The organism is Salinarimonas chemoclinalis, assembly GCF_041514305.1.
In the GTDB taxonomy this organism is placed as follows: domain Bacteria; phylum Pseudomonadota; class Alphaproteobacteria; order Rhizobiales; family Beijerinckiaceae; genus Salinarimonas; species Salinarimonas chemoclinalis.
The window spans coordinates 63,470-86,004 of sequence record NZ_JBGMWH010000014.1 but is presented as its reverse complement, the minus strand read 5'-3'; the positions used below and the strand labels follow the sequence as shown (position 1 = coordinate 86,004).

The 22,535-nt window shown below is 73.0% G+C and carries 24 protein-coding genes and 1 pseudogene; 14 read left to right on the top strand and 11 right to left on the bottom strand.

All coding sequences use genetic code 11. The features are described 5' to 3' along the window. Positions 1 to 49 precede the first annotated feature (49 nt). On the bottom strand, positions 50 to 940 hold the full coding sequence (locus AB9M23_RS18010) for a helix-turn-helix transcriptional regulator (RefSeq protein WP_372425966.1): 891 nt from the start codon (positions 938 to 940) through the stop codon (positions 50 to 52). 230 nt (positions 941 to 1,170) lie between these two features. On the opposite strand from AB9M23_RS18010, the gene accD reads away from it, so the two are divergent. Continuing rightward, positions 1,171 to 2,205 (top strand): acetyl-CoA carboxylase, carboxyltransferase subunit beta, encoded by a 1,035-nt coding sequence (gene accD / locus AB9M23_RS18005; RefSeq protein ID WP_372425965.1) that lies wholly within the window; start codon positions 1,171 to 1,173, stop codon positions 2,203 to 2,205. Positions 2,206 to 2,246: 41 nt separating this feature from the next. After that, the gene (locus AB9M23_RS18000; RefSeq protein ID WP_372425964.1) at positions 2,247 to 3,572 is read left to right on the top strand and encodes a bifunctional folylpolyglutamate synthase/dihydrofolate synthase; all 1,326 of its coding nucleotides are present in this window, start codon (positions 2,247 to 2,249) and stop codon (positions 3,570 to 3,572) included. A 22-nt stretch (positions 3,573 to 3,594) separates the two neighbouring features. On the opposite strand, the pseudogene AB9M23_RS17995 reads toward AB9M23_RS18000, so the two are convergent. Both AB9M23_RS17995 and AB9M23_RS17990 read right to left on the bottom strand, forming a co-directional pair. Beyond that, positions 3,595 to 3,915, bottom strand: a pseudogene (locus tag AB9M23_RS17995) (PIN domain-containing protein); the annotation flags it as partial. Between the two features lie 101 nt (positions 3,916 to 4,016). Then, positions 4,017 to 4,265, bottom strand: coding sequence for a FitA-like ribbon-helix-helix domain-containing protein (locus AB9M23_RS17990; protein ID WP_372425963.1), 249 nt, complete (start codon positions 4,263 to 4,265; stop codon positions 4,017 to 4,019). 134 nt (positions 4,266 to 4,399) lie between these two features. On the opposite strand from AB9M23_RS17990, the gene AB9M23_RS17985 reads away from it, so the two are divergent. Beyond that, on the top strand, positions 4,400 to 4,996 hold the full coding sequence (locus AB9M23_RS17985; protein WP_372425962.1) for a septation protein A: 597 nt from the start codon (positions 4,400 to 4,402) through the stop codon (positions 4,994 to 4,996). Between the two features lie 10 nt (positions 4,997 to 5,006). On the opposite strand, the gene AB9M23_RS17980 is transcribed toward AB9M23_RS17985, so the two are convergent. Continuing rightward, positions 5,007 to 5,138: a hypothetical protein gene (locus AB9M23_RS17980; RefSeq protein WP_372425961.1), complete on the bottom strand. Its 132-nt coding sequence runs from the start codon at positions 5,136 to 5,138 to the stop codon at positions 5,007 to 5,009. A 214-nt stretch (positions 5,139 to 5,352) separates the two neighbouring features. Between AB9M23_RS17980 and AB9M23_RS17975 the strand changes: the two genes are divergently transcribed. Further along, positions 5,353 to 6,222 (top strand): DUF1206 domain-containing protein, encoded by an 870-nt coding sequence (locus tag AB9M23_RS17975; RefSeq protein WP_372425960.1) that lies wholly within the window; start codon positions 5,353 to 5,355, stop codon positions 6,220 to 6,222. Between the two features lie 32 nt (positions 6,223 to 6,254). On the opposite strand, the gene AB9M23_RS17970 is transcribed toward AB9M23_RS17975, so the two are convergent. Both AB9M23_RS17970 and AB9M23_RS17965 read right to left on the bottom strand, forming a co-directional pair. Further along, positions 6,255 to 7,244 (bottom strand): DnaJ C-terminal domain-containing protein, encoded by a 990-nt coding sequence (locus AB9M23_RS17970; protein ID WP_372425959.1) that lies wholly within the window; start codon positions 7,242 to 7,244, stop codon positions 6,255 to 6,257. Positions 7,245 to 7,379: 135 nt separating this feature from the next. Then, the gene (locus tag AB9M23_RS17965; RefSeq protein WP_372425958.1) at positions 7,380 to 7,889 is read right to left on the bottom strand and encodes a hypothetical protein; all 510 of its coding nucleotides are present in this window, start codon (positions 7,887 to 7,889) and stop codon (positions 7,380 to 7,382) included. Between the two features lie 211 nt (positions 7,890 to 8,100). On the opposite strand from AB9M23_RS17965, the gene pdxH reads away from it, so the two are divergent. From pdxH to AB9M23_RS17930, 7 genes are all read left to right on the top strand, one after another. Beyond that, the gene (gene pdxH, locus AB9M23_RS17960; protein ID WP_372425957.1) at positions 8,101 to 8,712 is read left to right on the top strand and encodes a pyridoxamine 5'-phosphate oxidase; all 612 of its coding nucleotides are present in this window, start codon (positions 8,101 to 8,103) and stop codon (positions 8,710 to 8,712) included. A gap of 188 nt (positions 8,713 to 8,900) precedes the next feature. Then, complete coding sequence (locus tag AB9M23_RS17955; protein ID WP_372425956.1) at positions 8,901 to 10,388, top strand: ABC transporter substrate-binding protein; 1,488 nt, start codon at positions 8,901 to 8,903, stop codon at positions 10,386 to 10,388. 242 nt (positions 10,389 to 10,630) lie between these two features. Then, positions 10,631 to 11,584, top strand: coding sequence for an ABC transporter permease (locus AB9M23_RS17950; RefSeq protein WP_372425955.1), 954 nt, complete (start codon positions 10,631 to 10,633; stop codon positions 11,582 to 11,584). Beyond that, positions 11,581 to 12,435 (top strand): ABC transporter permease, encoded by an 855-nt coding sequence (locus AB9M23_RS17945; protein WP_372425954.1) that lies wholly within the window; start codon positions 11,581 to 11,583, stop codon positions 12,433 to 12,435. The genes AB9M23_RS17950 and AB9M23_RS17945 overlap by 4 nt, the downstream gene beginning before the upstream one ends. Further along, positions 12,432 to 13,481 (top strand): ABC transporter ATP-binding protein, encoded by a 1,050-nt coding sequence (locus AB9M23_RS17940; protein WP_372425953.1) that lies wholly within the window; start codon positions 12,432 to 12,434, stop codon positions 13,479 to 13,481. Before AB9M23_RS17945 ends, AB9M23_RS17940 begins: the two co-directional genes overlap by 4 nt. Continuing rightward, positions 13,478 to 14,368, top strand: a complete 891-nt coding sequence (locus AB9M23_RS17935; protein ID WP_372425952.1) for an ATP-binding cassette domain-containing protein — start codon at positions 13,478 to 13,480, stop codon at positions 14,366 to 14,368. The genes AB9M23_RS17940 and AB9M23_RS17935 overlap by 4 nt, the downstream gene beginning before the upstream one ends. Further along, positions 14,365 to 15,768 carry an amidase gene (locus tag AB9M23_RS17930; RefSeq protein ID WP_372425951.1) on the top strand — a complete coding sequence of 468 codons (1,404 nt, stop codon included), beginning with the start codon at positions 14,365 to 14,367 and terminating at the stop codon, positions 15,766 to 15,768. The genes AB9M23_RS17935 and AB9M23_RS17930 overlap by 4 nt, the downstream gene beginning before the upstream one ends. 48 nt (positions 15,769 to 15,816) lie before the next feature. Here the strand turns inward: AB9M23_RS17930 and AB9M23_RS17925 are convergent, their stop codons facing one another. Together AB9M23_RS17925 and rpmB are read right to left on the bottom strand one after the other, a co-directional pair. Then, positions 15,817 to 16,452: a queuosine precursor transporter gene (locus AB9M23_RS17925; RefSeq protein ID WP_372425950.1), complete on the bottom strand. Its 636-nt coding sequence runs from the start codon at positions 16,450 to 16,452 to the stop codon at positions 15,817 to 15,819. A 92-nt stretch (positions 16,453 to 16,544) separates the two neighbouring features. Then, complete coding sequence (rpmB, locus tag AB9M23_RS17920; RefSeq protein ID WP_372425949.1) at positions 16,545 to 16,844, bottom strand: 50S ribosomal protein L28; 300 nt, start codon at positions 16,842 to 16,844, stop codon at positions 16,545 to 16,547. 282 nt (positions 16,845 to 17,126) lie between these two features. Between rpmB and AB9M23_RS17915 the strand changes: the two genes are divergently transcribed. From AB9M23_RS17915 to AB9M23_RS17905, 3 genes are all read left to right on the top strand, one after another. Beyond that, positions 17,127 to 17,966 (top strand): DUF3108 domain-containing protein, encoded by an 840-nt coding sequence (locus tag AB9M23_RS17915; RefSeq protein ID WP_372425948.1) that lies wholly within the window; start codon positions 17,127 to 17,129, stop codon positions 17,964 to 17,966. A gap of 99 nt (positions 17,967 to 18,065) precedes the next feature. Next, positions 18,066 to 19,178 (top strand): heat-inducible transcriptional repressor HrcA, encoded by a 1,113-nt coding sequence (gene hrcA, locus AB9M23_RS17910; RefSeq protein WP_372425947.1) that lies wholly within the window; start codon positions 18,066 to 18,068, stop codon positions 19,176 to 19,178. A gap of 96 nt (positions 19,179 to 19,274) precedes the next feature. Further along, the gene (locus AB9M23_RS17905) at positions 19,275 to 19,502 is read left to right on the top strand and encodes a DUF2093 domain-containing protein (protein WP_372425946.1); all 228 of its coding nucleotides are present in this window, start codon (positions 19,275 to 19,277) and stop codon (positions 19,500 to 19,502) included. On the opposite strand, the gene lpxK is transcribed toward AB9M23_RS17905, so the two are convergent. The 3 genes from lpxK to AB9M23_RS17890 are packed head-to-tail and all read right to left on the bottom strand — an operon-like array spanning position 19,499 to position 22,520. Next, positions 19,499 to 20,491: a tetraacyldisaccharide 4'-kinase gene (lpxK, locus tag AB9M23_RS17900; protein ID WP_372425945.1), complete on the bottom strand. Its 993-nt coding sequence runs from the start codon at positions 20,489 to 20,491 to the stop codon at positions 19,499 to 19,501. The genes AB9M23_RS17905 and lpxK overlap by 4 nt on opposite strands. Next, positions 20,491 to 21,783 carry a 3-deoxy-D-manno-octulosonic acid transferase gene (locus AB9M23_RS17895; RefSeq protein ID WP_372425944.1) on the bottom strand — a complete coding sequence of 431 codons (1,293 nt, stop codon included), beginning with the start codon at positions 21,781 to 21,783 and terminating at the stop codon, positions 20,491 to 20,493. Before AB9M23_RS17895 ends, lpxK begins: the two co-directional genes overlap by 1 nt. After that, positions 21,780 to 22,520, bottom strand: a complete 741-nt coding sequence (locus AB9M23_RS17890) for a lysophospholipid acyltransferase family protein (RefSeq protein ID WP_372425943.1) — start codon at positions 22,518 to 22,520, stop codon at positions 21,780 to 21,782. Before AB9M23_RS17890 ends, AB9M23_RS17895 begins: the two co-directional genes overlap by 4 nt. Between the last annotated feature and the right edge of the window lie 15 nt (positions 22,521 to 22,535).

Below are 22,535 nucleotides of genomic sequence, written 5' to 3'. Positions count from 1 at the left end.
CGCGCGCCCGAGACGACGGGAGGGGTGCGACGAAGGCGGGCTCCGGCGATCAGCCGACGCGTGCCCGCGCCTGCCGGAAGCGCGTCGGCGAGATCGCATGCGCGCCGCGGAAGGCGCGCGCGAAGCTCTGGGAGCTGTCGTAGCCGAGCGCGAAGGCGATTTCGGTCACGGGCGCGCTCGTCGTCGCCAGCAGGAGCCGCGCCCGCTCCATGCGGATCGCCGTCTGGTAGCGGTGGGGCGGCAAGCCGGTCGAGATCTTGAAGGCGCGGGCGAAGTGGAAGACCGAGAGGTCGACGAGGGTCGCGAGCTCGCGCAGCGAGACCGCCTCGGCATGATGCTCCCGCAGGTAGTCCGTCGCACGCCCGAGCTGCCAGGGTGCGAGCCCGCCGCGTGGGATCGGCAGGGGGCGATCGGCCGTCGCCATCATCATGGCGACGATCTGCATGAGCAGCCCCTCCACGAACATCGGGCCGTTGAGATTGCCCGCGCGGATCTCGGTGGTGATCCGCACGAAGGCGGCGGTGAAGGCGGGGCTCTCCAGCGCGCGGCTGTGAAGCCCGCCGAAATGCCCGTCCGCCGGCAGCGGGTGCTCCGCGCAGAGCGCGCGCAGTGGCGCGTAGGGAATGGCCAGGAACTCGATCATGTTCGGCCGATCCAGCAGGATCGTCGTCCGCGTTTCGGGCGGGACCACCACGAACCCGTTGCGGGGCACGGTCGACCGGAAACGGCCGCTGCCCACGTCGAGCGTGCAGGGAATGAGGCGCGACAGCCCTCGGGTGATGACGAGGTCCGGCACGGGGGCGTCGGAATAGTCGCCTGCGCCCTGGCGCGCCGCGATCAGCGTCGTGCCGAGCGCCACCGGCGCCGCCACCTCGACGAGCGTCTCGCCGTAGGCGGCCCGGTAGAAGGCCTCCAGGCTGTCGTAGGCTGCGCCCTGCATTCGTCCGGGCCTCCTCCGCCGCGGCGAGGCATGGAGTGTGCCAGAATTCCCATGCGTCACAACCATGGGCGCCGCGGGATCCGTGCGGCACCGCAAGATTCGCCACACGGGTCCGCGCCTGCTCGGATTGGCATCCCTCCGCCATTTGGACTATGAGAGGCGCCAGCCGCGCACCAACCCCATAGCGCCCTGCCCACCGCGCCCGACCGTGCGCGCGAGGAAAGCCGCCCATGAACTGGATCTCCGACGTCGTTCGTCCGCGCATCAAGACGCTGTTCAAGCGCGAGACGCCCGACAACCTCTGGATCAAGTGCCCGGATACCGGGCAGATGGTCTTCCACAAGGACGTCGAAGCCAATCTCTGGGTCATTCCCGGGTCGAACCATCATCTGCGCATGGGCGCGCGCGACCGGCTCGCCAGCGTCTTCGACGGAGCCTGGGAGGAGATCGCGCTGCCCGAGGTCGCGACCGACCCGCTCAAGTTCCGCGACGAGAAGCGCTACGTCGACCGGCTCAAGGAGAACCGCGCCAAGACCGGAATGCCCGACGCCGTGCGCGTCGCCGTCGGTGCGGTGGGCGGGCTCGACACCACGGTCGCGGTGCAGGACTTCGCCTTCATGGGCGGGTCGCTGGGCATGGCGGCGGGCGAGGCGATCGTCACCGCCGCCGAGACCGCCCATGCCCGCAGGACGCCCTTCGTGCTGTTCGTGGCGTCGGGCGGCGCGCGCATGCAGGAAGGAATCCTGTCGCTGATGCAGATGCCGCGCACGACGGTGGCGCTGCGCCGCCTCAAGGAGGCGCGCCTGCCCTACGTCGTGGTGCTCACCCACCCGACGACCGGCGGCGTCTCGGCCTCCTACGCCATGCTCGGCGACATCCACATCGCCGAGCCCGGCGCCGTGATCGGCTTCGCGGGCGCGCGCGTGATCGAGCAGACGATCCGCGAGAAGCTGCCGGAGGGCTTCCAGCGGGCCGAGTACCTCAAGGAGCACGGCATGGTCGACATGGTCGTCGACCGGCGCGAGCTGAAGGGCACGCTCGTCACGCTCCTGCGCCTCCTCACCAAGGCGCCCGCGCTCGAGGCGGCGACCGCCGCCGCGCCGCAGGCCGTGTCGCTCGAGAAGCGCGCGGGCGACGCGCCGCTCGCCATCGAGCGGCCGCAGGGCGATGCGGGCGAGACGGATGCGGCGGACGCGGAGGGCCGGGTCGAGCGCCTCGCCGAGAGCCGTCCCGAGCCCGCCGCACCCGAGACCGCGCGCGGCTGACGCGCGCGCCGCACCCCCAACGCTGACACAGGCCGCCGCCCATGGAGTCGTCGGACGCCATCCTCGCGCGCTTTCTCGCGCTTCACCCGAAGTCGATCGACTTCTCGCTCGTGCGCATCGAGCGGCTCCTCGCGCGGCTCGGGCACCCGGAGAAGCGCCTGCCGCCGACGATCCACGTCGCGGGCACGAACGGCAAGGGCTCGACCATCGCCTTCATGCGCGCGATCCTGGAGGCGGCGGGGCTCGTCGTGCACGTCTACACCTCGCCGCATCTCGTGCGCTTCCACGAGCGCATCCGGCTCGGTCGTCCCGGCGGCGGCGTCTTCGTGCCGGAGGAGCGGCTCGTCGAGACGCTGCGTGCCTGCGAGGCGGCGAACGAGGGCGAGCCGATCACCGTCTTCGAGATCACCACCGCCGCCGCGCTGGCGCTGTTCGCCGAGGAGCCGGCGGATGTGCTCCTGCTCGAGGTCGGCCTCGGCGGGCGGCTCGACGCGACCAACGTGATCGCCGAGCCGGCGGCGGCGATCGTCACCTCGATCGGCCTCGATCACGCGGAGTATCTCGGCGACACGATCGAGAAGATCGCCGGCGAGAAGGCGGGCATCTTCAAGCGCGGCTGCCCGGCGGTGATCGCGCATCAGGACCACGAGGCGGCCGAGCGCACGCTCGTGGCCGCCGCCGAGCGCGCGCGGGCCTCGCGCATCCGCGTCGGCGGGCAGGATTTCTCGACTCACGAGGAGGGCGGCCGGCTCGTCTACGAGGACGACGACGGGCTCCTCGACCTGCCGATGCCGCGGCTGCCCGGCGCGCACCAGTTCGTCAACGCCGGCGCCGCCATCGCCGGCCTGCGCGCGGCCGGCTTCGCACGCCTGCCGACGGAGGCCTTCGAGCGCGGGATGGTCGCGGTCGAATGGCCCGGGCGCCTCCAGCGCCTCACCCGCGGCGTGCTGCCGGCGCTCGCGCCGGAGGGCGCGGAGGTCTGGGTCGACGGCGGCCACAACCCCGACGGCGGCCGCGCCGTCGCCGCCGCCATGGCCGACCGGGCCGAGCGCGCGGACGCGCCGCTCGTGATGATCGTCGGCATGCTGGGCACCAAGGACGCGGCCGGCTTCCTCGAGAACTTCGCGGGCCTCGCGCGCGAGGTGATCTGCGTGCCCATCCCCTCGCAGATGGCCGCGCGCCCGCCGGAGGAGGTCGCCGCCATCGCCGCCTCGGTGGGCCTCGTCACCTCGACCGCGCCGAGCGTCGAGGCGGCGCTCGCCGTCCTCAACGAAACGGTGTGGGAGGCGCCGCCGCGGGTGCTGATCTGCGGGTCGCTGTATCTCGCGGGGAGCGTGCTGGCGGCGAACGGGTCGCTGCCGGCTTGAAGAGGGTGGCGATGCGGCACATTCAGCCGGCGGGGGTCCACGGATCGATCACATCGATCCCGCAGGCCTCGAAATCGCGGACGTTACGGGTCGCCACGATTGCACCGCGAGAGCGGGCGACCGCTGCGATGAGCCCGTCGAAACCGATCAAGGGGCGGCCCTGCGCGCGACGTCGCGCGCGCAATTCCGCGAAATGAACGGCGGCAGCGTCGTCGAAAGGAAGCACTCGCTCCGCGAAATCGAAGGAAAAGAGCTTCTGTGCGTCGGCATGGAGTGAAGCCCGCCGCCGCCCTCTCGGCATGAATGCGATGCCCGAGAGGATCTCCGCCTGCACGATCGTCGTCGTGAAGAGCGATGATCGGGATCACGCGTCGACGAATGCGAACACTGCAGAAGCCGGCTCAGGCCGCATCAGCTCAGAGACGACGTTCGTATCGAGAATAATCACTCGAAGCTCGGGGGCTCACGCGCTTCCGATCGCGTCGGCAACGACAGTTCGACACCCCCGTAAGGCGCGAAGCGGCGGCGTATCGCCGTCGCCAGCCCTCCTTCGTCCGGCTTCGGCTCGCCCCGCGCGGCCTCGCGCAGGATCGCCCGGACCTCGGCCTCGAGCGAGCGACCGTTGCGCGCGGCGCGCGCGCTGAGCGCCCGCGTCTCTTCGTCGGGAATGTCGTGGAGGGTCAGGGTCGTCATCGGCGCCTCCTTCCTCGTTCACTCGGGCCTCACCAAGATAGATCGCGTCGGCTGTGCGAGCAACGCGGCCGGTCTCGGGTTCGCGACCCTCGGGGCGCTTGCCCCGCGCGCCCGCGCCGCGTAGGTTCCGGGCCATGCTGAAGACCGAGGATCCCGCCCACCCGGCGCACCTGAACCCGATCGCCAAGCTCGCTCTGGAGCTCGGGCCGCTCGGGCTGTTCTTCTTCGCCAACCAGCGCTGGGACATCATGACGGCGACCGCGGTCTTCGTGGTGGCGACGGTGATCGCGCTGGCGATCCACTACGCGCTGGTGAAGCGCCTGCCGATGATGCCCCTCGTCTCGGGCGTGGTGGTCGTCGTCTTCGGCGCCCTGACGCTGATCCTCGCCGACGAGCTGTTCATCAAGCTCAAGCCGACGATCGTGAATTCCCTCTTCGGCGCGGTGCTGCTCGGGGGACTCTTCTTCGGCAAGTCGCTGCTGACGATCGTGCTCGATTCCGTCTTCAAGCTCACCGAGGAGGGCTGGCGCAAGCTCACCTTCCGCTGGGGACTGTTCTTCTTCGTGCTCGCCGCGATCAACGAGGTGGTCTGGCGCACGCAGACGACCGACTTCTGGGTGAGCTTCAAGGTCTTCGGCATCATGCCGATCACGCTCGCCTTCGCGCTCGCCCAGACGCCGCTGATCATGCGCCACGAGGACAAGAGCGGCGACGGCGAGAGCGCGGCGTGAAGCCGAAACCTCAGCCGACGACCGCGCTCACCAGCCGCTCCAGCCATGGCGGCGTGAAGAGGATCGCGTAGGACGCGGCGCCGATGGTCGTGGCGCAGGCGCCGATGAAGAGTTCCAGACGATCGTTCGCGCCATTCTTCATGGACGTCTCTCCCACAGGCGACGGGTGCGCCTGCCGGTTCGTCGGTACGCGCCGCGATCGGGTTCGAGGCCCCGCGCGCACGAGGTCGTCGACGGTTGCGGCGCCGCCGTGGCCGGAAGATGTCGTCGCGTCCGCCGCCGGGGACCCACCGCGCCCGGAACCGCCGCGCGGCCGCGGACTTCCTTCTCGGCGAAGCGACGCAGGGGAGGCCGCGATGGCGAACACGAACACGCTCGAGACCACGGCCCGGGTCGGCTACGCCGCCCGCGGAATCGTCTACATGCTCGTCGGCGGGCTCGCCCTGATGGCGGCCGTCGGCGCCGGCGGCGACACCGGCGGCAGCCGCGACGCGCTCGCGAGCCTTCTCGACGAGCCCTATGGCAAGGTGCTGCTCGCCGTGATCGCGCTCGGCCTCCTCGCCTTCGCCGTCTGGCGGGAGGTCGCGGCGGTGAGCGACGCGGATCACCGCGGCTCGTCCGGAAAGGGGCTCGCGATCCGCGGTGCGCACGTGATCAGCGGGTTCGCCTACCTCTCGCTCGCGGTCTACGCCGCCGGCCTCGCCTTCGGCTGGGCGACGGGCGGCGGCTCGGGCGGCGGCTCGGGCGACGAAGGCGCGCAGGGCTGGTCCGCCTGGCTCCTGGCGCAGCCCTTCGGCCGCTGGCTGCTCGGCCTCGTCGGGCTCGTCGTCGCCGGCGTGGGGATCGGCTTCCTCGGTCGGGCCTGGAAGGGCGACGTGACGAAGCACCTGCGCTACGCGCCCGAGCAGCGCGGCTGGGTCGTGCCGCTGGGGCGCGCGGGCTTCGCGGCGCGCGGCGTGGTGTTCCTGATCATCGGCGGCTTTCTCGTCCTGGCCGGCTGGCAGGCGCAGTCGAGCGAGGCGCGGGGCCTCGGCGGGGCGCTGCGAACGCTCCAGGAGCAGCCCTACGGCTGGGTGCTCCTGGGCCTCGTCGCCGCCGGCCTGTTCGCCTTCGGCGCCTTCGGCGTCGTCCAGGCGGTCTACCGGCACATCGACGCGCCGGACGTCGACGACGCGGCCGGCGAGGCGAAGCGCGCGGCGCAGCGCGGGGCACGGAAGATCGGCTGACGCCGACGCACGTCTCTACGCGCTCACCGGGCTCACGCCTTCACCCCCCGCTTCCTGCGGGCGTACTCCATCAGCGCCTCGTCGGGCTCCTCCGGCAGGCGGATCTCCAGCACGGCCAGCAGGTCGCCGGTGCCGGTCTTCGTCGGCAGGCCCTTGCCGCGCAGGCGGAAGGTGCGGCCGCCCGACGACATCGCGGGGATCTTCATCTCGACGGCACCCGTCAGCGTCGGCACGCGCACCGCGGCGCCGAGGATGGCGTCCTCCAGAGGGACGGGGATGCGCACGCGCAGGTCGGCACCCTCCATGGAGAAACGCTCGTGCGGGGCGATCTCGACGGTGAGCATCACGTCTCCCGGCTCGCCCATCGGGCTCGCGCGGCCGAGCCCGCGCAGGCGAATCACCTGGCCGTCGGCGACGCCCTTGGGCACCATCACCTCGACCTCGCGACCGGTGGGGAGCTTCACGCGCTTGGTCGCACCCGCCGCGATCTCCTCGAGCGTGACGCTCATCGTGGCCTCGAGATCCTCGCCCTTGGCGGCCGTGCGCCGGCCCGCTCCGGCGCCCGCCCCCGGTCCCCGCCCGCCCGCGAAGCCGCCGAAGCCTCCCGGCCCGGCGCCCGCGCCCCGCGCCTCCGCCTGGCGGAAGGCCTCGCCGAAGATCTGCGAGAACAGGTCGTCGCCCGCCCCCGCCCCGGCGCCGCGCGCCCGCGCGAAGCCCTCGAACCCCTCGAAGCCGTGAGCGCCCGCGCCCGCGCCGGGGCCGCGGGCGCCGCCGCCGAAGCCCTCGAAGCCGCGGAAGCGCGGCTTGCCCTCGGCGTCGATCTCGCCGCGGTCGAACTGCTTGCGCTTGTCCGCGTCGCCGAGGATCTCGTAGGCGGCGTTCAGCTCGGCGAACTTGGCCCCCGCCTTGGGGTCCTTGCTCTGGTCGGGGTGATGCTGCTTGGCGAGCTTGCGGAAGGCCTTCTTGACATCGGCCTCGCTCGCCTGGCGTGACACGCCGAGGACGTCGTAGGGATCGCGCATCGCTCTTGCCTGGTGGTGGTTCGTGCGGCTCGGGTCGAGACTGTCTCGCGGGCGCGGCCCGCGCGGCCCCGCCCTGCGGGACGATATGGGAGAGGTGTTGCGCGCACGCAACTGTCGCCGCGCACGCCTGCGCACTCACCCGGACGGACGCTGCGGGAGATCGATCTGCAGATCGATCGGCGGGCCCGCCGGCGCCGCGTCCGCGTGCGCACCGTCGACGTCGTCGGCGTCGTCGGCCCGGACGGCTTCCTCGATGCGCCAGCTCCGCGCGGCGACGCGGCAGGCGCGACCCTCGTGGCGGACGGCTCGCGGAGTCGGTGCGACGCCACCCGGAGCCAGCGTGCGCGCGTCGAAGCGCCGGCAGACGAGCGCACCCTCGACGCCCGGCGGCCCCGCCGCGGCGATCGTGCCGCGCGCGCCGCTCTCGGGATCGTTCCAGGAGACGACCTCGCCGCCACCCATCGGGTCGAGCGCGTCCGCGAGCGCGAGGCTCGCCCGGGCGAAGGCGCCGCCGCGGAGCCCGAGCGCGAGGTCGCGCCCCGACGGAGGCGCGGCGAGCGAGCCGGTCGTCAGCGGCTCGCCGGGCAGCAGGCCGGGCGCGAGCGTCGCGAGCGGCCCCTGGCCGGCACAGGCGCCGAGCCACAACGTCCCCGCGACCGCGAGGACGCGCGCGGCGCCTGTGCCACGGCGCGCTTTCGCCCTATCATGTCGGCACGAGACCCCGTGCGGGAGGGGCATGTCGGGTCCTTCTCGCGCGGCCGGCCGGCGCGCCGCGCCGGATGCCCGTGTCCCGCATCGTTCCCCAGGCGGCCGCGACGGCCCGCCGGAACGATGCTCCTGGCTTGGAGAGTGAACCGTGGACGAGTTAACGGCTGGTGACTTCACGCAGACGGAAGAGCCCTACGCCCTGTTCGAGACCTGGTTCTCCGAGGCGACGGCCTCCGAGCCGGAGGACCCCAACGCCATCGCGCTCGCCACCGCGGACGCGAGCGGCCTGCCCAACGTGCGCATGGTGCTCCTCAAGGGGTGGGACGCGCGCGGCTTCGTGTTCTACACGAACACCGAGTCGCAGAAGGGGCAGGAGCTCGCCGCCAACCCGCAGGCGGCGCTGTGCCTGCACTGGAAGAGCCTGCGCCGGCAGGTGCGCGTGCGCGGCGCCGTCGAGCGGGTGACCGATGCGGAGGCGGACGCCTACTTCGCCTCGCGACCGCGCCAGAGCCGTATCGGCGCCTGGGCGAGCCGCCAGTCGCGCCCGCTCGAGAGCCGATTCGCGCTGGAGAAGGCGGTGGCGACCAACGCGGCGCGGTACGCGGTGGGCGAGATCCCCCGCCCGCCGCACTGGACGGGCTTCCGCATCCTGCCCATGCGCATCGAGTTCTGGGCCGACCGCCCGTTCCGCCTCCACGATCGGGTGGTGTTCACGCCGGTGGAGGGAGGGGGCTGGACACGGGAGCGGCTGTATCCGTGAGGGGAGCGCCCGATTGACGTCCGTGGCGCGACGCGCAGGATGATCGGGCGCGGCTGCACGAGCCGGACGGCTAGCTTGAACGGCCGCGGTTCGGGCATTGTCGATGCAGCCTCGGCGGATCGCCGCCACAGCCGGCCCCTTGCCGGCCGACGAAAACGGGCAAACGAACTCGGGAAGGAGATCGGCCGATGCGTTCCTCGCGTCTCAACACCCTCGCCCTCGCCGCGAGCCTGCTGGCGCTCGGCGCCGGCGGCGCGCCGGCGCAGGATCGCGATACGCTGCGGCTCGGCATGCAGCTCGAGCCGCCGATGCTCGACCCGACCGCCGGCGCCGCCGCGGCGATCCGCGAGGTGACCTACGCCAACATTTTCGAGGGCCTCGTCCGGATCGCCGGCGACGGCTCGGTGGTACCGGCGCTGGCGGAGAGCTGGGACATCTCCGAGGACGGGCTCGTCTACACGTTCGATCTGCGCGAGGGCGTCACCTTCCACGACGGCACGCCGTTCGACTGCGCGATCGTGCAGTTCTCCTACGAGCGGGCGGTGGCGCCCGAGTCGACGAACGCGCAGAAGGGGCTGTTCGAGCCGATCGCCTCGACCGAGTGCCCCGATCCCAACACGGCGGTGGTGACCCTGAGCCAGCCGTCCTCGCGCTTCCTGTTCAACATGGCCTGGGGCGACGCCGTGATGGTGGCGCCGGGCACGGCCGAGACCAACAAGACGACCCCGATCGGCACCGGTCCCTACCGCTTCGCGCGCTGGGTGCAGGGCGACCGGGTGGAGATGACGCGCTACGACGGCTACTGGGGCGACGCGCCCGCGATCGAGACCCTCGTCGTCCGCTTCATCTCCGACCCCTCCGCCGCCACGGCGGCGATGCTCGCCGGCGATCTCGACGCCTTTCCGAACTTCCCCGCGCCGGAGGCGCTGGCCCAGTTCGAGAACGACGACCGCTTCACGGTGGCGATCGGCGCCACGCAGGGCGAGGTGATCCTCTCCCTCAACAACTCCCGCGCGCCCTTCGACGATGTGCGCGTGCGCCGGGCGCTCGCCCACGCCATCGACAAGAACGCCATGGTGGACGCCGTGCAGAACGGGCTCGGCACGCCGATCGGCTCGTTCTCGACGCCGGCGAGCCCGGGCTATGTCGACCTCGCCGACGCCTATCCCTTCGATCCCGAGCGCGCCCGCGCGCTGCTCGAGGAGGCCGGCGCGGCTGGCGCCTCGATCACGATCCACCTGCCGCCGCCGGCCTACGCGCGGCGTGGCGGCGAGGTGGCCGCGGCCTACCTCCAGCAGGTCGGCCTGAACGTCGATCTCGTGCCGATCGAGTGGGCGCAGTGGCTGGAGCAGGTCTTCCGCGGCTACGATTTCGATGCGACGATCATCGCGCACACCGAGCCGCGCGATCTCGATATCTTCGCCCGCGACGACTACTACTTCAACTACGACAGCGCGGAGTACAAGGAGACCTACCAGCGCTACCTCGCCGCCACAGATCCGGACGAGCAGGCCGCGATCGCCGGCGAGCTCCAGCGCATCCTCTCGGAGGACCAGCCGGCGGTATTCCTCTACGTGCTGCCGAAGATCGGCGTCTGGCGCGCGGGCCTGGAAGGCCTGTGGACCAACCAGCCGATCCCGGCGAACGACGTCACCGAGGCGCGCTGGACGCAGTGATGCCGATCGGCAGTCCTCGGAGGGCGCCGCACGTGATCGCGGATTGCGAAGCAAGGCCGTGACCCGGAACACGTGCCGCTCGGCTCAGGGCGCGCGGGAGCGCGTCCGTCCACGTGAGGCCGATGCAGGCGCTCGGTGGCCGCGACGTCGGCACGCCGCTCCATCGGGCACCTGCGGTTCTGTTGGGGTCCCGGATCGCCTTCGGCGTCCGGGATGACATCCTTGGAGAGGATCGACACCCCGTGCCCCGCTATCTCCTCGGCCGCACGATCGCGCTCGTGCTCACCGCCTTCGCGGCGAGCCTCGTCGTGTTCGTCGCCATGGCCGTGCTGCCCGGCGATCCGGCCGCGATCATCCTCGGCACCGGCGCGCGGCCCGACACGCTCGCCGCGCTGAGGGCCGAGATGGGGCTCGATCAGCCGGTCGCGTGGCGCTACCTGGAGTGGATCGGCGGCTTCCTCGTCGGCGATCTCGGCACGAGCTACACGTACTCCGTCCCCGTCGCCGATCTGGTGGCCCAGCGCGTCGCGGTGAGCCTGCCGCTCGCGGTGCTCGCCCTCGTCCTCTCCACGCTGATCGCGATTCCCGTCGGCGTCTACGCCGCCTCGCGGCGCGGGCGCACCGGGGATATCGCGACGATGGGCGTGGCACAGGTGGGCGTCGCGGTGCCGAACTTCTGGCTGGGGCTCATGCTCGTCATCCTGTTCTCGCTGACGCTCGGCTGGCTGCCGGCCTCGGGCTTCCCCGGCTGGGAGGCGGGGCTCGTCGCCGGGCTCGAGGCGCTGATCCTGCCCGCCTTCGCGCTGGCGCTGCCGCAGGCGGCGATCCTCGCGCGGGTGACGCGCTCCGCCGTCATCGAGACGCTGGGCGAGGACTTCATCCGCACGGCGCGGGCCAAGGGCCTCTCGGGCGAGGCGGCGCTTTGGCGCCACGCGGTGCCCAACGCGCTCATTCCCGTCGTCACCATCATGGGCCTGCAATTCTCCTTCCTGCTCGCGGGGACGATCATCATCGAGAACGTCTTCACGCTGCCGGGCCTCGGGCGCCTCGTGTTCCAGGCCATCGCCCAGCGCGACCTCGTCACGGTGCAGAGCCTCGTCACCCTGCTCGCCGTCTCGGTCATCGTCGTGAACTTCGTGGTCGATCTCGCCTACGCCGCCCTCGATCCGCGGCTCTCGCGGGGAGGCGCGCGATGAGCGGCGCGATTCGGAAACCCCGCGCGCGGCTCGTCCCGGCGGCGAGCCCGAGCCTCGTCGTGGGCCTCGTCGTCACCGCGATCTTCGTCGGCATGGCGCTCCTCTCGCTCGTCTGGACGCCCTGGGAGCCGACGGCGCTGAACATCCTGAACAAGCTGAAGCCCCCCTCGCTCGCCCATCCGCTGGGCACCGACTTCTTCGGGCGCGACGTGCTCTCGCAGATCATGGCGGGCGCGCAGGTCTCCATCGTCGTGGCGGTGGTCGCGGTGCTGGTCGGCGCCGGCATCGGGGTGCCGCTCGGCGCGCTCGCCGCCGCGCGGGGCGGGCTCGTCGACGACGTCGTCATGCGCTCGACGGATCTCGCCTTCGCCTTCCCGGCCCTCCTGACCGCCGTCATCATCACCGCGCTCGCCGGGCCGGGCGCGGTGAACGCGATCGTGGCGATCGGCATCTTCAACATCCCCGTCTTCGCGCGCCTCACCCGCGGCGCCGCGCTCGGGCTGTGGAAGCGCGACTTCGTGCTCGCCGCGCGCTGCGCCGGCAAGAGCGATCTCGCCATCACCATCGAGCACGTGCTGCCGAACTGCACGGCGGTGCTCGTGGTGCAGGCGACGATCCAATTCGCGCTCGCCATCGTCGCCGAGGCGGGGCTCTCCTACGTGGGCCTCGGCGTGCAGCCGCCGCAGCCGTCCTGGGGCAAGATGCTGTTCGACGCGCAGACCTACATCTATTCCGCACCCTGGCTCGCCATCTTTCCCGGCCTCGCCATCACGATCGCGGTTCTCGGCCTCAACCTGCTCGGGGACGGCCTGCGCGACGCGCTGGACCCCAAGGTGAGGCGTGCGCGATGAGCCGGCTCCTCGAGATCGAGAACCTGCGCGTCGAAATCCCCGCGCTCGCCGGCGCGGCACCGATCCTGGAGGGCGTCGACCTCGCCCTCGACCGGGGCGAGAAGCTCGGCATCGTCGGCGAATCGGGCTGCGGCAAGTCGATGACGGCGCTCGCCATCATGGGGCTCCTGCCCGGCGCGGCACGGGCGTCGGGCGCGATCCGCCTCGACGGGCGCGACCTGCTGGCGGCCGCCGAGCGCGAGATGCAGGCGATCCGCGGGCGGCGGATCGCCATGGTCTTCCAGGAGCCGATGACGGCGCTCAACCCGGTGAAGACCATCGGCGCGCAGATCGCCGAGAGCGTGATCCTGCACCTGCGCCTCTCGAAGGCGCAGGCCGCCGAGCGCGCCCGGGCGCTGCTCGACCGCGTCGGGCTGCCCGGCCCGCGCTTCTCGCTGGACCTCTATCCGCACCAGCTCTCGGGCGGGCAGCGCCAGCGCGTGGTCATCGCCATCGCGCTCGCCTGTGGGCCCGACGTGCTCATCGCCGACGAGCCGACCACGGCGCTCGACGTGACGATCCAGGCGCAGATCCTCGACCTGCTGGAGGATCTCGTCGCCGAGATGGGCATGGCCCTCGTCCTGATCACCCACGATCTCGGCGTCGTGGAGGAGACCTGCGAGCGGATGATGGTGATGTATGCCGGGCGCGTCGTGGAGAGCGGGCGCACGGACGACGTGTTCGCCCACATGGCGCATCCCTACACCCGCGGGCTCTTCGCCGCCTCGCCGCGCTCGGCGCTCCTGACCAGCGCGCGCGACGCGAGCGGGCGCAAACGCCGCCTCGCCGCGATCCCGGGCCAGGTGCCCGATCCGCGCCATCGCCCGCCGGGCTGCGCTTTCGCCCCGCGTTGCCCGCGCGCGCAGGACGATTGCCGCGCGGCGCCGCCGCCGCTCGTTCCGCTCGGCGGGCCCGACCGCGCGGACCACGCCGCCGCGTGCCTGCATCCGCACCCGCCGGCGGCGGCGCCGGACGTCGGGCATGCGGCCCCGGAGGCCGCGCGATGACCGTCCCCGCCATCGGCGAGATCGAGGAGACGGCGCCCCTCGTCGAGGTGCGCGACCTCGTGCGCCGCTACCGCCTTCCCCGGCGCACGCTGCTCGAGCCGGCACCGACCTTCACCGCGCTCCACGGGGTGAGCCTGACGCTCCGACCCGGCGAGAGCCTCGGCATCGTCGGCGAATCGGGCTGCGGCAAGTCCACGCTGGCGCGCACCGTCATGGCGCTGGAGACGCCGCAGGAGGGCAGCGTGCGCTTTCGCGGGCGCGACCTCTTCGCGCTCTCGCGCGGCGAGCTGCGGGCCGAGCGCCGGCACTTCCAGGCCATCTTCCAGGATCCCTACGGCTCGCTCGACCCGCGCCATTCCGTGGGTCGCATCGTCGCCGAGCCGATCCGCTCGCTCGAGCACGGCGTCGACGGCGCGGCGCGGGAGCGGCGCGTGCGCGAGGCGCTCGACCAGGTGGGCCTGCCCGCATCCGCCGCGGAGAAGTACCCGCACGAGTTCTCCGGCGGCCAGCGCCAGCGCATCGCCATCGCGCGGGCGCTGGTCACCCGCCCCGCGCTGATCGTCTGCGACGAGCCGGTCTCGGCGCTCGACGTCTCGGTGCAGGCGCAGGTGCTCAACCTGATGATGGACCTGCAGGAGGAGCTGGGCCTCGCCTACCTCTTCATCAGCCACGACCTCTCGGTCGTGCGCGTGATCACGGACCGGGTCTGCGTCATGCAGGCCGGCCGGATCGTGGAGGAGGGGGCGACCGACGCCGTCTTCGACGCGCCCGCCCACGACTACACCCGCACGCTCCTCGACGCCGTCCCGGGCCGCCATCGCCGCGCCCGCGCGGGAGGACGGGCGCGGGCGACCGGACGACCCACCCAGAAGGACGAGCTCCGATGACCGCCGCCGCCGCCACCGACCTCGCCGACCTCTCGGCCTGCGACCTCGTCGCCGCCTACGAGGGAAAGCGCCTGTCCCCCGTCGAGGTGACCGACGCCGTGATCGCGCGCATCGAGGCGTCGGAGCCCACCCTGCACGCGCTCTGGGCCTTCGACCCGCAGGCGGCGCGGGAGGCGGCGAAGGCGTCCGAGTCGCGCTGGGCCAGGGGCGAGCCGGCGGGGCCGATCGACGGCGTGCCCGTCACGATCAAGGAGAACATCGCGACCAAGGGGCTCGGCATGCCGCTCGGCACCGCCGCACGCGACATCGTGCCCTCCGCCGTCGACGCGCCGCCGGCGGCGCGCACCCGGGAGGCGGGCGGCGTGATCCTGGCGCGGACCACCATGCCGGACTACGGCATGCTGTCGTCGGGCCTGTCGAGCTTCCACGCGCTCGCGCGCAACCCCTGGAACACGGACCTGAACCCCGGAGGCTCGTCGGCCGGTGCCGGCGCCGCGGCGGCGGCGGGCTACGGGCCGCTCCACATCGGCACCGACATCGGCGGCTCGATCCGTCTGCCTGCGGGCTGGTGCGGCGTCGTCGGCTTCAAGCCGAGCTTCGGGCGCGTGCCGATCGACCCGCCCTTCCTCGGCCGCGTCGCCGGGCCGATGACCCGCACGGTCGCCGACACCGCCCTCTACATGAGCGTCCTCGCGCGCCCGGACGTGCGCGACGCCATGTGCCTGCCGCCGGCGGACCTGCCCTGGCTCGACCTCGACCACGGCGTGGCGGGCCTGCGGATCGGCCTGGTGCTGGATTGCGGGGTGGGCGCCGCGGTGGAGCCGGAGGTGCGCGCGGCGGTGGAGCGGGCCGCGTCCGCCCTCGCCGAGGCGGGAGCGATCGTCGAGGAGGCGGGGCCGTTCCTGACCCGCGAGATGCTCGACGGCCTCGACCGCTTCTGGCGCGCTCGGGCGTGGGCGGACATCGCCGGCCTGCCGGAGGAGAAGCGCGCGGCGATCCTGCCCTACATCCACGCCTGGGCGCAGAGCGGCGCGGAGCTGTCGGGCGAGGCGGTCTATCGCGGCTTCTCGCAGATCGACGCCATGCGCAAGGCGACGCTTTCCGCCAGCGCGCCCTACGACCTCGTGATCTCGCCGACGGCCCCGATGCCGACCTACCCGGCGGACTGGGCCTCGCCGACCAACGACTGGCGGCGCCCCTTCGAGCACATCGGCTTCACGGTGGGCTTCAACATGTCCGAGCAGCCGGCGATCTCGGTGAACTGCGGCTACACGGCGAGCGGCCTGCCCATCGGCCTCCAGATCGCCGGCGCGCGCTTCGCGGACACGGCCGTGCTGCGCGCCGCGGCGGCGTTCGAGCGCCTGCGCGGGCCGCAGCGGGCCTGGCCGACGGTGGGGTGAACGCCCGCGCTGCTTCCTCCCCGCGGGGACCAGTGGGGAGGTGGCGCCTCACGCCGCGCCGTGGACGTCCTCCCACCGGCGCATGCGCGAGACGAGCGCGCCGTAGGGCACGAGCGCGACCGCGGCGACGGCGAGCTTCACCGTCCAGTCGGCGAGCGCCAGCGTCTGCCAGGGCAGCGCGATGCAGTCGTCGGCGATACCGACGACGCCGAGCATCCCGGTGATCGTCGTGTCGCCGAGGACGGGCCCGCAATGGAAGGCGAGGGAGAAGAAGATCGCCGTGTCGAGCGCCGATGCCAGCACCGAGGAGGTGAGCGGCGCGATCCACCAGGCCTTTGCGCGCAGCCCGTTGAAGATCGCCACGTCGAGGAGCTGGGCCGAGAGGAAGGCGACGCCCGACGCGATCGCGATCCGCGGCGTCGCGAAATAGATCGACAGCGCCACCGCCAGCGCGAAGCCGGCATAGACCACCCGGCGTGCGCCGGCGGGGCCGAAGCGGCGGTTGGCGAGGTCGGTCACCAGGAAGGCGAAGGGATAGGTGAAGGCGCCCCAGGTCAGCCAGTCCTGCAGGCCGAAGGCCTGGATCGGGTGCTGCACGAGGATGTTCGAGGCGACCACCACGAGCGCCATCGCCGCGACGGCGAGGAGCATCGGGCTGCGGTCGTCGCTGCGCAGGGCGGACATGGGCGGGCCTTCGGATGCTGGAAACGGCGAAGGGCGACCGCGAGGCCGCCCGTCGATGTCGTCTCGGCGAGAGATGGAACGTGGGCCGCGGGTCAGCCGGCGGCGGCGTCCGCCATCTGCTTCTTCGCGATCTCGCGCTTCACGCCGAGCGCCGTCTGCGACAGCTCCACGTCCTTCGCCTTGGCGAGGAAGGCGTCGAGCCCGCCGCGATGCTCGACCGTGCGCAGCGCGGCGGCCGAGATGCGCATGCGCACCGAGCGGCCCAGCGCGTCGGACTGGAGCGTCACGTTGACGAGGTTGGGCAGGAAGCGGCGCTTCGTCTTGCGGTTCGAGTGGCTCACGAGGTGGCCGGTCAGAACGGCCTTGCCGGTCAGTTCGCAACGGCGCGACATGATCTCTTACGTCCTATCGTCGATGAGGTGCGGCCGCGTCTCTCCCCCACGCTCCCGCGCGCGACGCGCGCCGATGCGGGGCGACCGGACACCGGTGTCCCTGGAAGGTTGGAGCCTATAGGCGCAAAGCCCCCGGCGCGTCAAGGATAGGAGAGCGTTAACCTTCCGGCTCGATGGTCGAGATCGCCTCGACAACGCCCGATTCGCCGGGGAGCCTCTCACGACGACGTCGTGCGCCGGCTCCCGGCGCCGACGGGACCCGACGGGACCCAAGGAAACGCCATGCGCGCGCGCCGCCTCGCACAAGCCCTGCTCGCCGCCGCCTTCGGGGCGGCCCTCGCCGCGTCACCGGGCGGGGCCGCCGCGAGCGGCTCGTCCTTCGACGCCACCTACGGCATCTGGCTCGCGGGATTTCCCATCGGCGAGGCGGACGTCACGTCCGCCTCCGACGGGCGACGCTACGAGATTTCCGTCCAGGCCCGCCTGGTCGGGCTCGCGGGCCTGATCACCGACGGGCGCGGGGCGGCCACCGCGACGGGCCGCGTCGACGGCGAGCGGGTGACGCCCGCGAGCTTCGCGGTGAATTCGGCGTCGAGCCGCGCGAGCCGGACCGTGCGCATGGGCCTCTCCGGCGGCGCGGTCTCGGCGGTCGAGATCCTGCCCCCGCTCCCCGAGCACCCCGACCGGGTGCCGGTGCGCTCCGCCCATCGCCGCGGCGTGGTCGACCCGGTGAGCGCCTTTCTCTTCCCCGCGCGCGGGCGACTCGCGCCGACCGACCCGGGCCAGTGCGAGCGCACCCTGCCGGTGTTCGACGGCGCCTCGCGCTTCGACATCGTGCTGAGCTACGGCGGCACGCGCGACCTCGACAAGCCGGGCTATTCCGGCCCCGTGCTGATCTGCACGGCGCGCTTCCGCGCCGTCTCGGGCCATCGCCAGGGCAAGGAGGCCGTGCGCTTCATGGAGGACAACCGCGACATGGCGGTCTGGCTCGCCCCGGTGGACGCGGGGGGCGTGCTGCTGCCGATGCGAATCGAGGTGCGCACGCAGATCGGCATGAGCATCATCGAGGCCTCGCGGGTGTCGATCGACGGCGGTGGGGTGGCACGGCGCGCCTCGAACTGACGCGACCGCGCCGATCCGCCGCTTGCGCATGGGCGAGGGGCGGGTCACATAATCGTGCATGACCGACACCATGCACGATCAGATGCAAGATCACTCGCGATGACAGGCGAGAGCCCATCCCGCGCCGACCTCGTCGGCCGTCCTCCCGGCCAGGCGCAGGCGCTGACCGAACTCAACGAGCGCTCGCGCGAGATCTTCCGGCAGATCGTCGAGAGCTACCTCGCCACCGGCGAGCCGGTGGGCTCGCGCAACATCTCCAAGCTTCTCCACGCGCCGCTCTCGCCGGCCTCCGTGCGCAACGTGATGGCCGACCTCGAGCAGGCCGGCCTGATCTTCGCGCCGCACACCTCCGCCGGGCGGCTGCCGACGGAGACGGGCCTGCGCTTCTTCGTCGACGCCATGCTCGAACTCGGCGACCTCTCGCTCGAGGAGCGCGGCAACATCGAGGCGCAGATGCGCGCGGCCGCGCAGGCGCGCGACTTCGAGAGCGCGCTCGCGGAAGCCTCCGCCATGCTCTCGGGCCTCTCGCGCGGGGCGGGCGTCGTCGTCACCTCGAAGCAGGACCCGCGGCTCAAGCACATCGAGTTCGTGCGCCTCGACCCCGCCCGCGCCCTCGTCGTCCTGGTCTCGGAGGACGGCTCGGTCGAGAACCGCCTGCTCGACCTGCCCCCGGGCCTGCCGGCCTCGGCCCTGACCGAGGCCGCGAACTTCCTCAACGCGCGCATCCGCGGCAAGACGCTCGCGGAGGTCCGCGACGAGACCCGCGCCCTGCGCGAGGCGATGGAGCGCGAGCTCGACGCGCTCACCGCCCGGCTGATCGAGGCGGGCGTGGCGCTGCCCACGGAGGGCGCCGTCGAGCGCCACCTGATCGTGCGCGGCCAGGCGAACCTGCTCGCCGACCTGCAGGCGCTCGAGGACCTGGAGCGCATCCGTCTCCTGTTCGAGGACCTCGAGACCCAGACCGACGTGATCGACCTGCTCGGCCGCGCCGAGGCGGGCGAGGGCGTGCGCATCTTCATCGGCTCGGAGAACAAGCTGTTCTCGCTGTCGGGCTCCTCCCTCGTCGCCGCGCCCTTCCGCGACGGCGGGCAGAAGATCGTCGGCGTGCTCGGCGTCATCGGCCCGACGCGGCTCAACTACGCGCGCATCGTGCCGATGGTCGACTACACGGCCAAGGTGCTCTCGCGGATGCTGGAGGGTGGCGGGAGGTAGTCCGCCCGCCTGCGGCGCCGAGTTGAACCCGCACCCGGGTTTCCGCTATTGCTCCGAGGAGCGGCGGGCCCCCCCGCCCGCGGAACGGATGACGCGATGAACAAGATCGAGCGGCCGGGCGGCGAGGCGGAGGTCGAGTACCTGGATTCGAGCTTCCGCGTGGTGAAGCCCGGTACCTTCGTGCGCTGCGGCGTGACCGGAGAGGCGATCCCGCTCGAGCGGCTGCGCTACTGGAGCGTCCCGCGCCAGGAAGCCTACGCGAGCCCTCAGGCGGCGCTGGTGCGTCTCGGCTACGCGAAGAACGCCCCCCCGGCGGAGGGCTAGACCGACGTCGCGACGCGCAGGCGCGCGGCGAGCAGCGCCCGTACGCCCTCGACGTCCTCGAACCGCGCCGCGACCGGCAGCGCGAGGAGCCCCTCCAGCGCCGGGAGGCGAGCCGCGTCCTTCTCGGTCGTGATCGGCACCAGCCCGCGGGCGCGGGCATGGTCGAGGAGCGCCTCCGCCTCGCCGCGGCGGTAGACATGGTGGTCGGGAAGGGCGACGCGCTCGACGACGCTCGCGCCGCAATCCTCGAGCGTTCGGAAGAACTTCTCCGGCCGGCCTATCCCGGCGAAGGCGAGGACGCGCGCACCGTCGAGCCGCTCGCCCACCACCGGGTCCGGAGCGAGTCGCGCCTGGAAGACGGGCTTGCCACGTGCGCGGGCCTCCTCCGCCAGCCGTGCACCGGCCGCGCCGCGACCCATCAGCACGAGCGCGTCGACCCGCGGCCATTGCGCGGCGAGCGGCGCGCGCAGCGGCCCCGCGGGCAGGCACAGCCCGTTGCCGACTCCGGTCTCGCCGTCCACGACGGCGAAGGCGAGGTCCTTGGCGAGCGCGGGATTCTGCAGGCCGTCGTCCATGACGATCGCGTCGGCCCCCGCCTCGGCGGCCATCGCGGCGCCGACGACGCGGTCCGGCGAGACGATCGTCGGCCGGGCGCGGGCGAGGAGCAACGCCTCGTCGCCCACCGCGCGATGGTCGTGGCGGGCGGGATCGACGAGGAGCGGCGCGCGCGCCCGCCCGCCGTGCCCGCGCGTCAGGAAGGCCGGCGAGAAGCCGTTCTCGACGAGGAGGGCGGCGAGGGCCACGGCGGTCGGCGTCTTGCCGGCGCCGCCCGCGGTGAAGTTGCCCACGCAGATCACAAGGAGGCCCGCGCGCGCACCGTCCCGCGCCATCCGCCGGGCGGCGACGGCACCGTACAGGGCGCCGGCGGGCGCCAGCAGGCGGGCGGGGAGGCTCGGCGTGCCCGCCGTCCAGAAGCCCGGCGCCCGCATCAGCCGGACGCGCCCGCGCGCAGATCGACGAGGAACGGGTCGATCGCCCGAATCGTGCGCTCCAGCGCCCCGCCGAGGGCATCGACCGCCGCCGTGCCGGCGCGCCCCATCGTGCGCATGCGCCCCGGGTCCGACAGGAGCTGGACCAGCGCCGCCGCGAGCGCGCGCGCGTCCTCGACCGGCAGCGCGCCGCGGGCGCGGTCGATTGCGGCGTACACGTCGGTGAAGTTGTGCACGTGCGTTCCGTGCAGGATCGCCGCGCCGAGCTTCGCCGGCTCGATCGGGTTCTGCCCCCCGTGCGGCACGAGCGAGCCGCCCATGAACACGACCGGCGCGAGGCGATAGAACAGGCCGAGCTCGCCGATCGTGTCGGCGACGTAGAGATCCACCGACCGGTCCGGCTGCATCCCGTCCGCCCGCCGCACGGCGACGAGGCCCGATTCGAGCGCCGTCGCCGCGATGTCCGGACCGCGGTCGGGATGGCGCGGCGCCACGATGGTCAGGAGGCTCGGGTAGCGCTTGGACAGCGCGCGGTGCACCGCGATCGCCATCTCCTCCTCGCCCGGATGCGTCGAGGCCGCCATCCAGATCGGACGCCCGGCGGTGAGCGCCTGGAGGCTCGCCACCGTGCGCGGATCCGCGGGCGGCGCGGGCGAATCGAACTTGAGGTTCCCCGCAACCGCGACCCGCGGCGCGCCGAGCCGCGCCAGGCGCTCCGCGTCCGCCTGCGTCTGCGCGAGGCAGAAGGCGAAGCGCGACAGGATCGCCTCCGCCGCCTTCGGCGCACGCATCCAGCGCCGGAAGGAGCGCTCGGAGAGCCGCCCGTTGACCAGGACGAGGGGGATGCCGCGCCGATCGAGCGCATGGACGAAGTTCGGCCACAGCTCCGATTCGGCGAAGAGCGCGAGATCGGGCCGCCAATGGTCGAGGAAGCGCTTGACGTAGAGCGGCACGTCGAGGGGCACGAACTGATGGATCGCGCCCGGCGGCAGGCGCCGCGCCACGAGCTGCGCCGAGGTCCGCGTGCCCGAGGTCACGAGGACGGCGACGCCGCGGCGCGTCAGCCGCTCGACGAGGGGGAGGATCGCCAGCGTCTCGCCGATCGAGGCGCCGTGGAGCCAGGCGAGCGGGCCTTCGGGCCGCGAGCGACCGGGATGGCCGCGCCGCTCGCCGAGGCGCTCGGGGTCCTCCTTGCCCTTGCCGCGCCGCCACAGCAGCAGCCCCGCGGCCGCGGGCGTCAGCAGCGACACGCCCAGGCGGTAACCCGCCAGCAGCGGAGAGCCTCGCTTCATGCGCCGCCTCCCGAGGGCTCCGCGCGCAACGCGCCGCCCGGGTCCGCCGCACCGATCAGCGCGTAGGCGCGGGCGTGGACTCCGTCGAGGCCCGCCTCCACGGCGCGCCGCGCGGCCTCGATCGCATCCGGCCCGGCGTCGCGCGCCACGTAGACGGGGTCGCCGATGACGATGGCCCCGCGCCCGAAGGGGAGGCCGAGCGCCGCGCGGTCCCAGCTGTCGAAGACCTTGCGCCGGCTCGTCACCACCGCGACGGGGACGATCGGCCGGCCCGAGAGCCGCGCCAGGGTGACGATGCCCTCGCCCGCCCGGCGCGCGATCTTCGGAACGTCGGCGGTCATCACCACGCTCTCGCCGCCCGCGAGCGCGCGCAGCATGGCGCGCATGGCCTGCGCGCCGCCCTTCTCGCGCACCCGCCCGCGCCCACGATCGCCCGAGCCGCGAATCGGCCGCACGCCCAGATGCTCGAGCGCGATCGCGTTCAGTTCGCCGTCGCCGGAGCGCGAGACGAGGCAGGCGGTCGGGTCCTGCGGCCGCCTGGCGAGGTGCACCAGGAAGTGCTGGCCGTGCCACATCGCCGCGATGACGGGCATCAACGGCCCGACGCGCGCGTGCGCGTCCGGCGGGTCCATCGTGAAGCGGTTGGTCAGGCGCACGAGCCCGAGATAGCGCGCGAAGGCGAAGCCCGCCGCGGCTTGGACACGCGGATGCCTGCCGATGCGCTTGAGGAGGGACATGCCCGTGACTTTTCC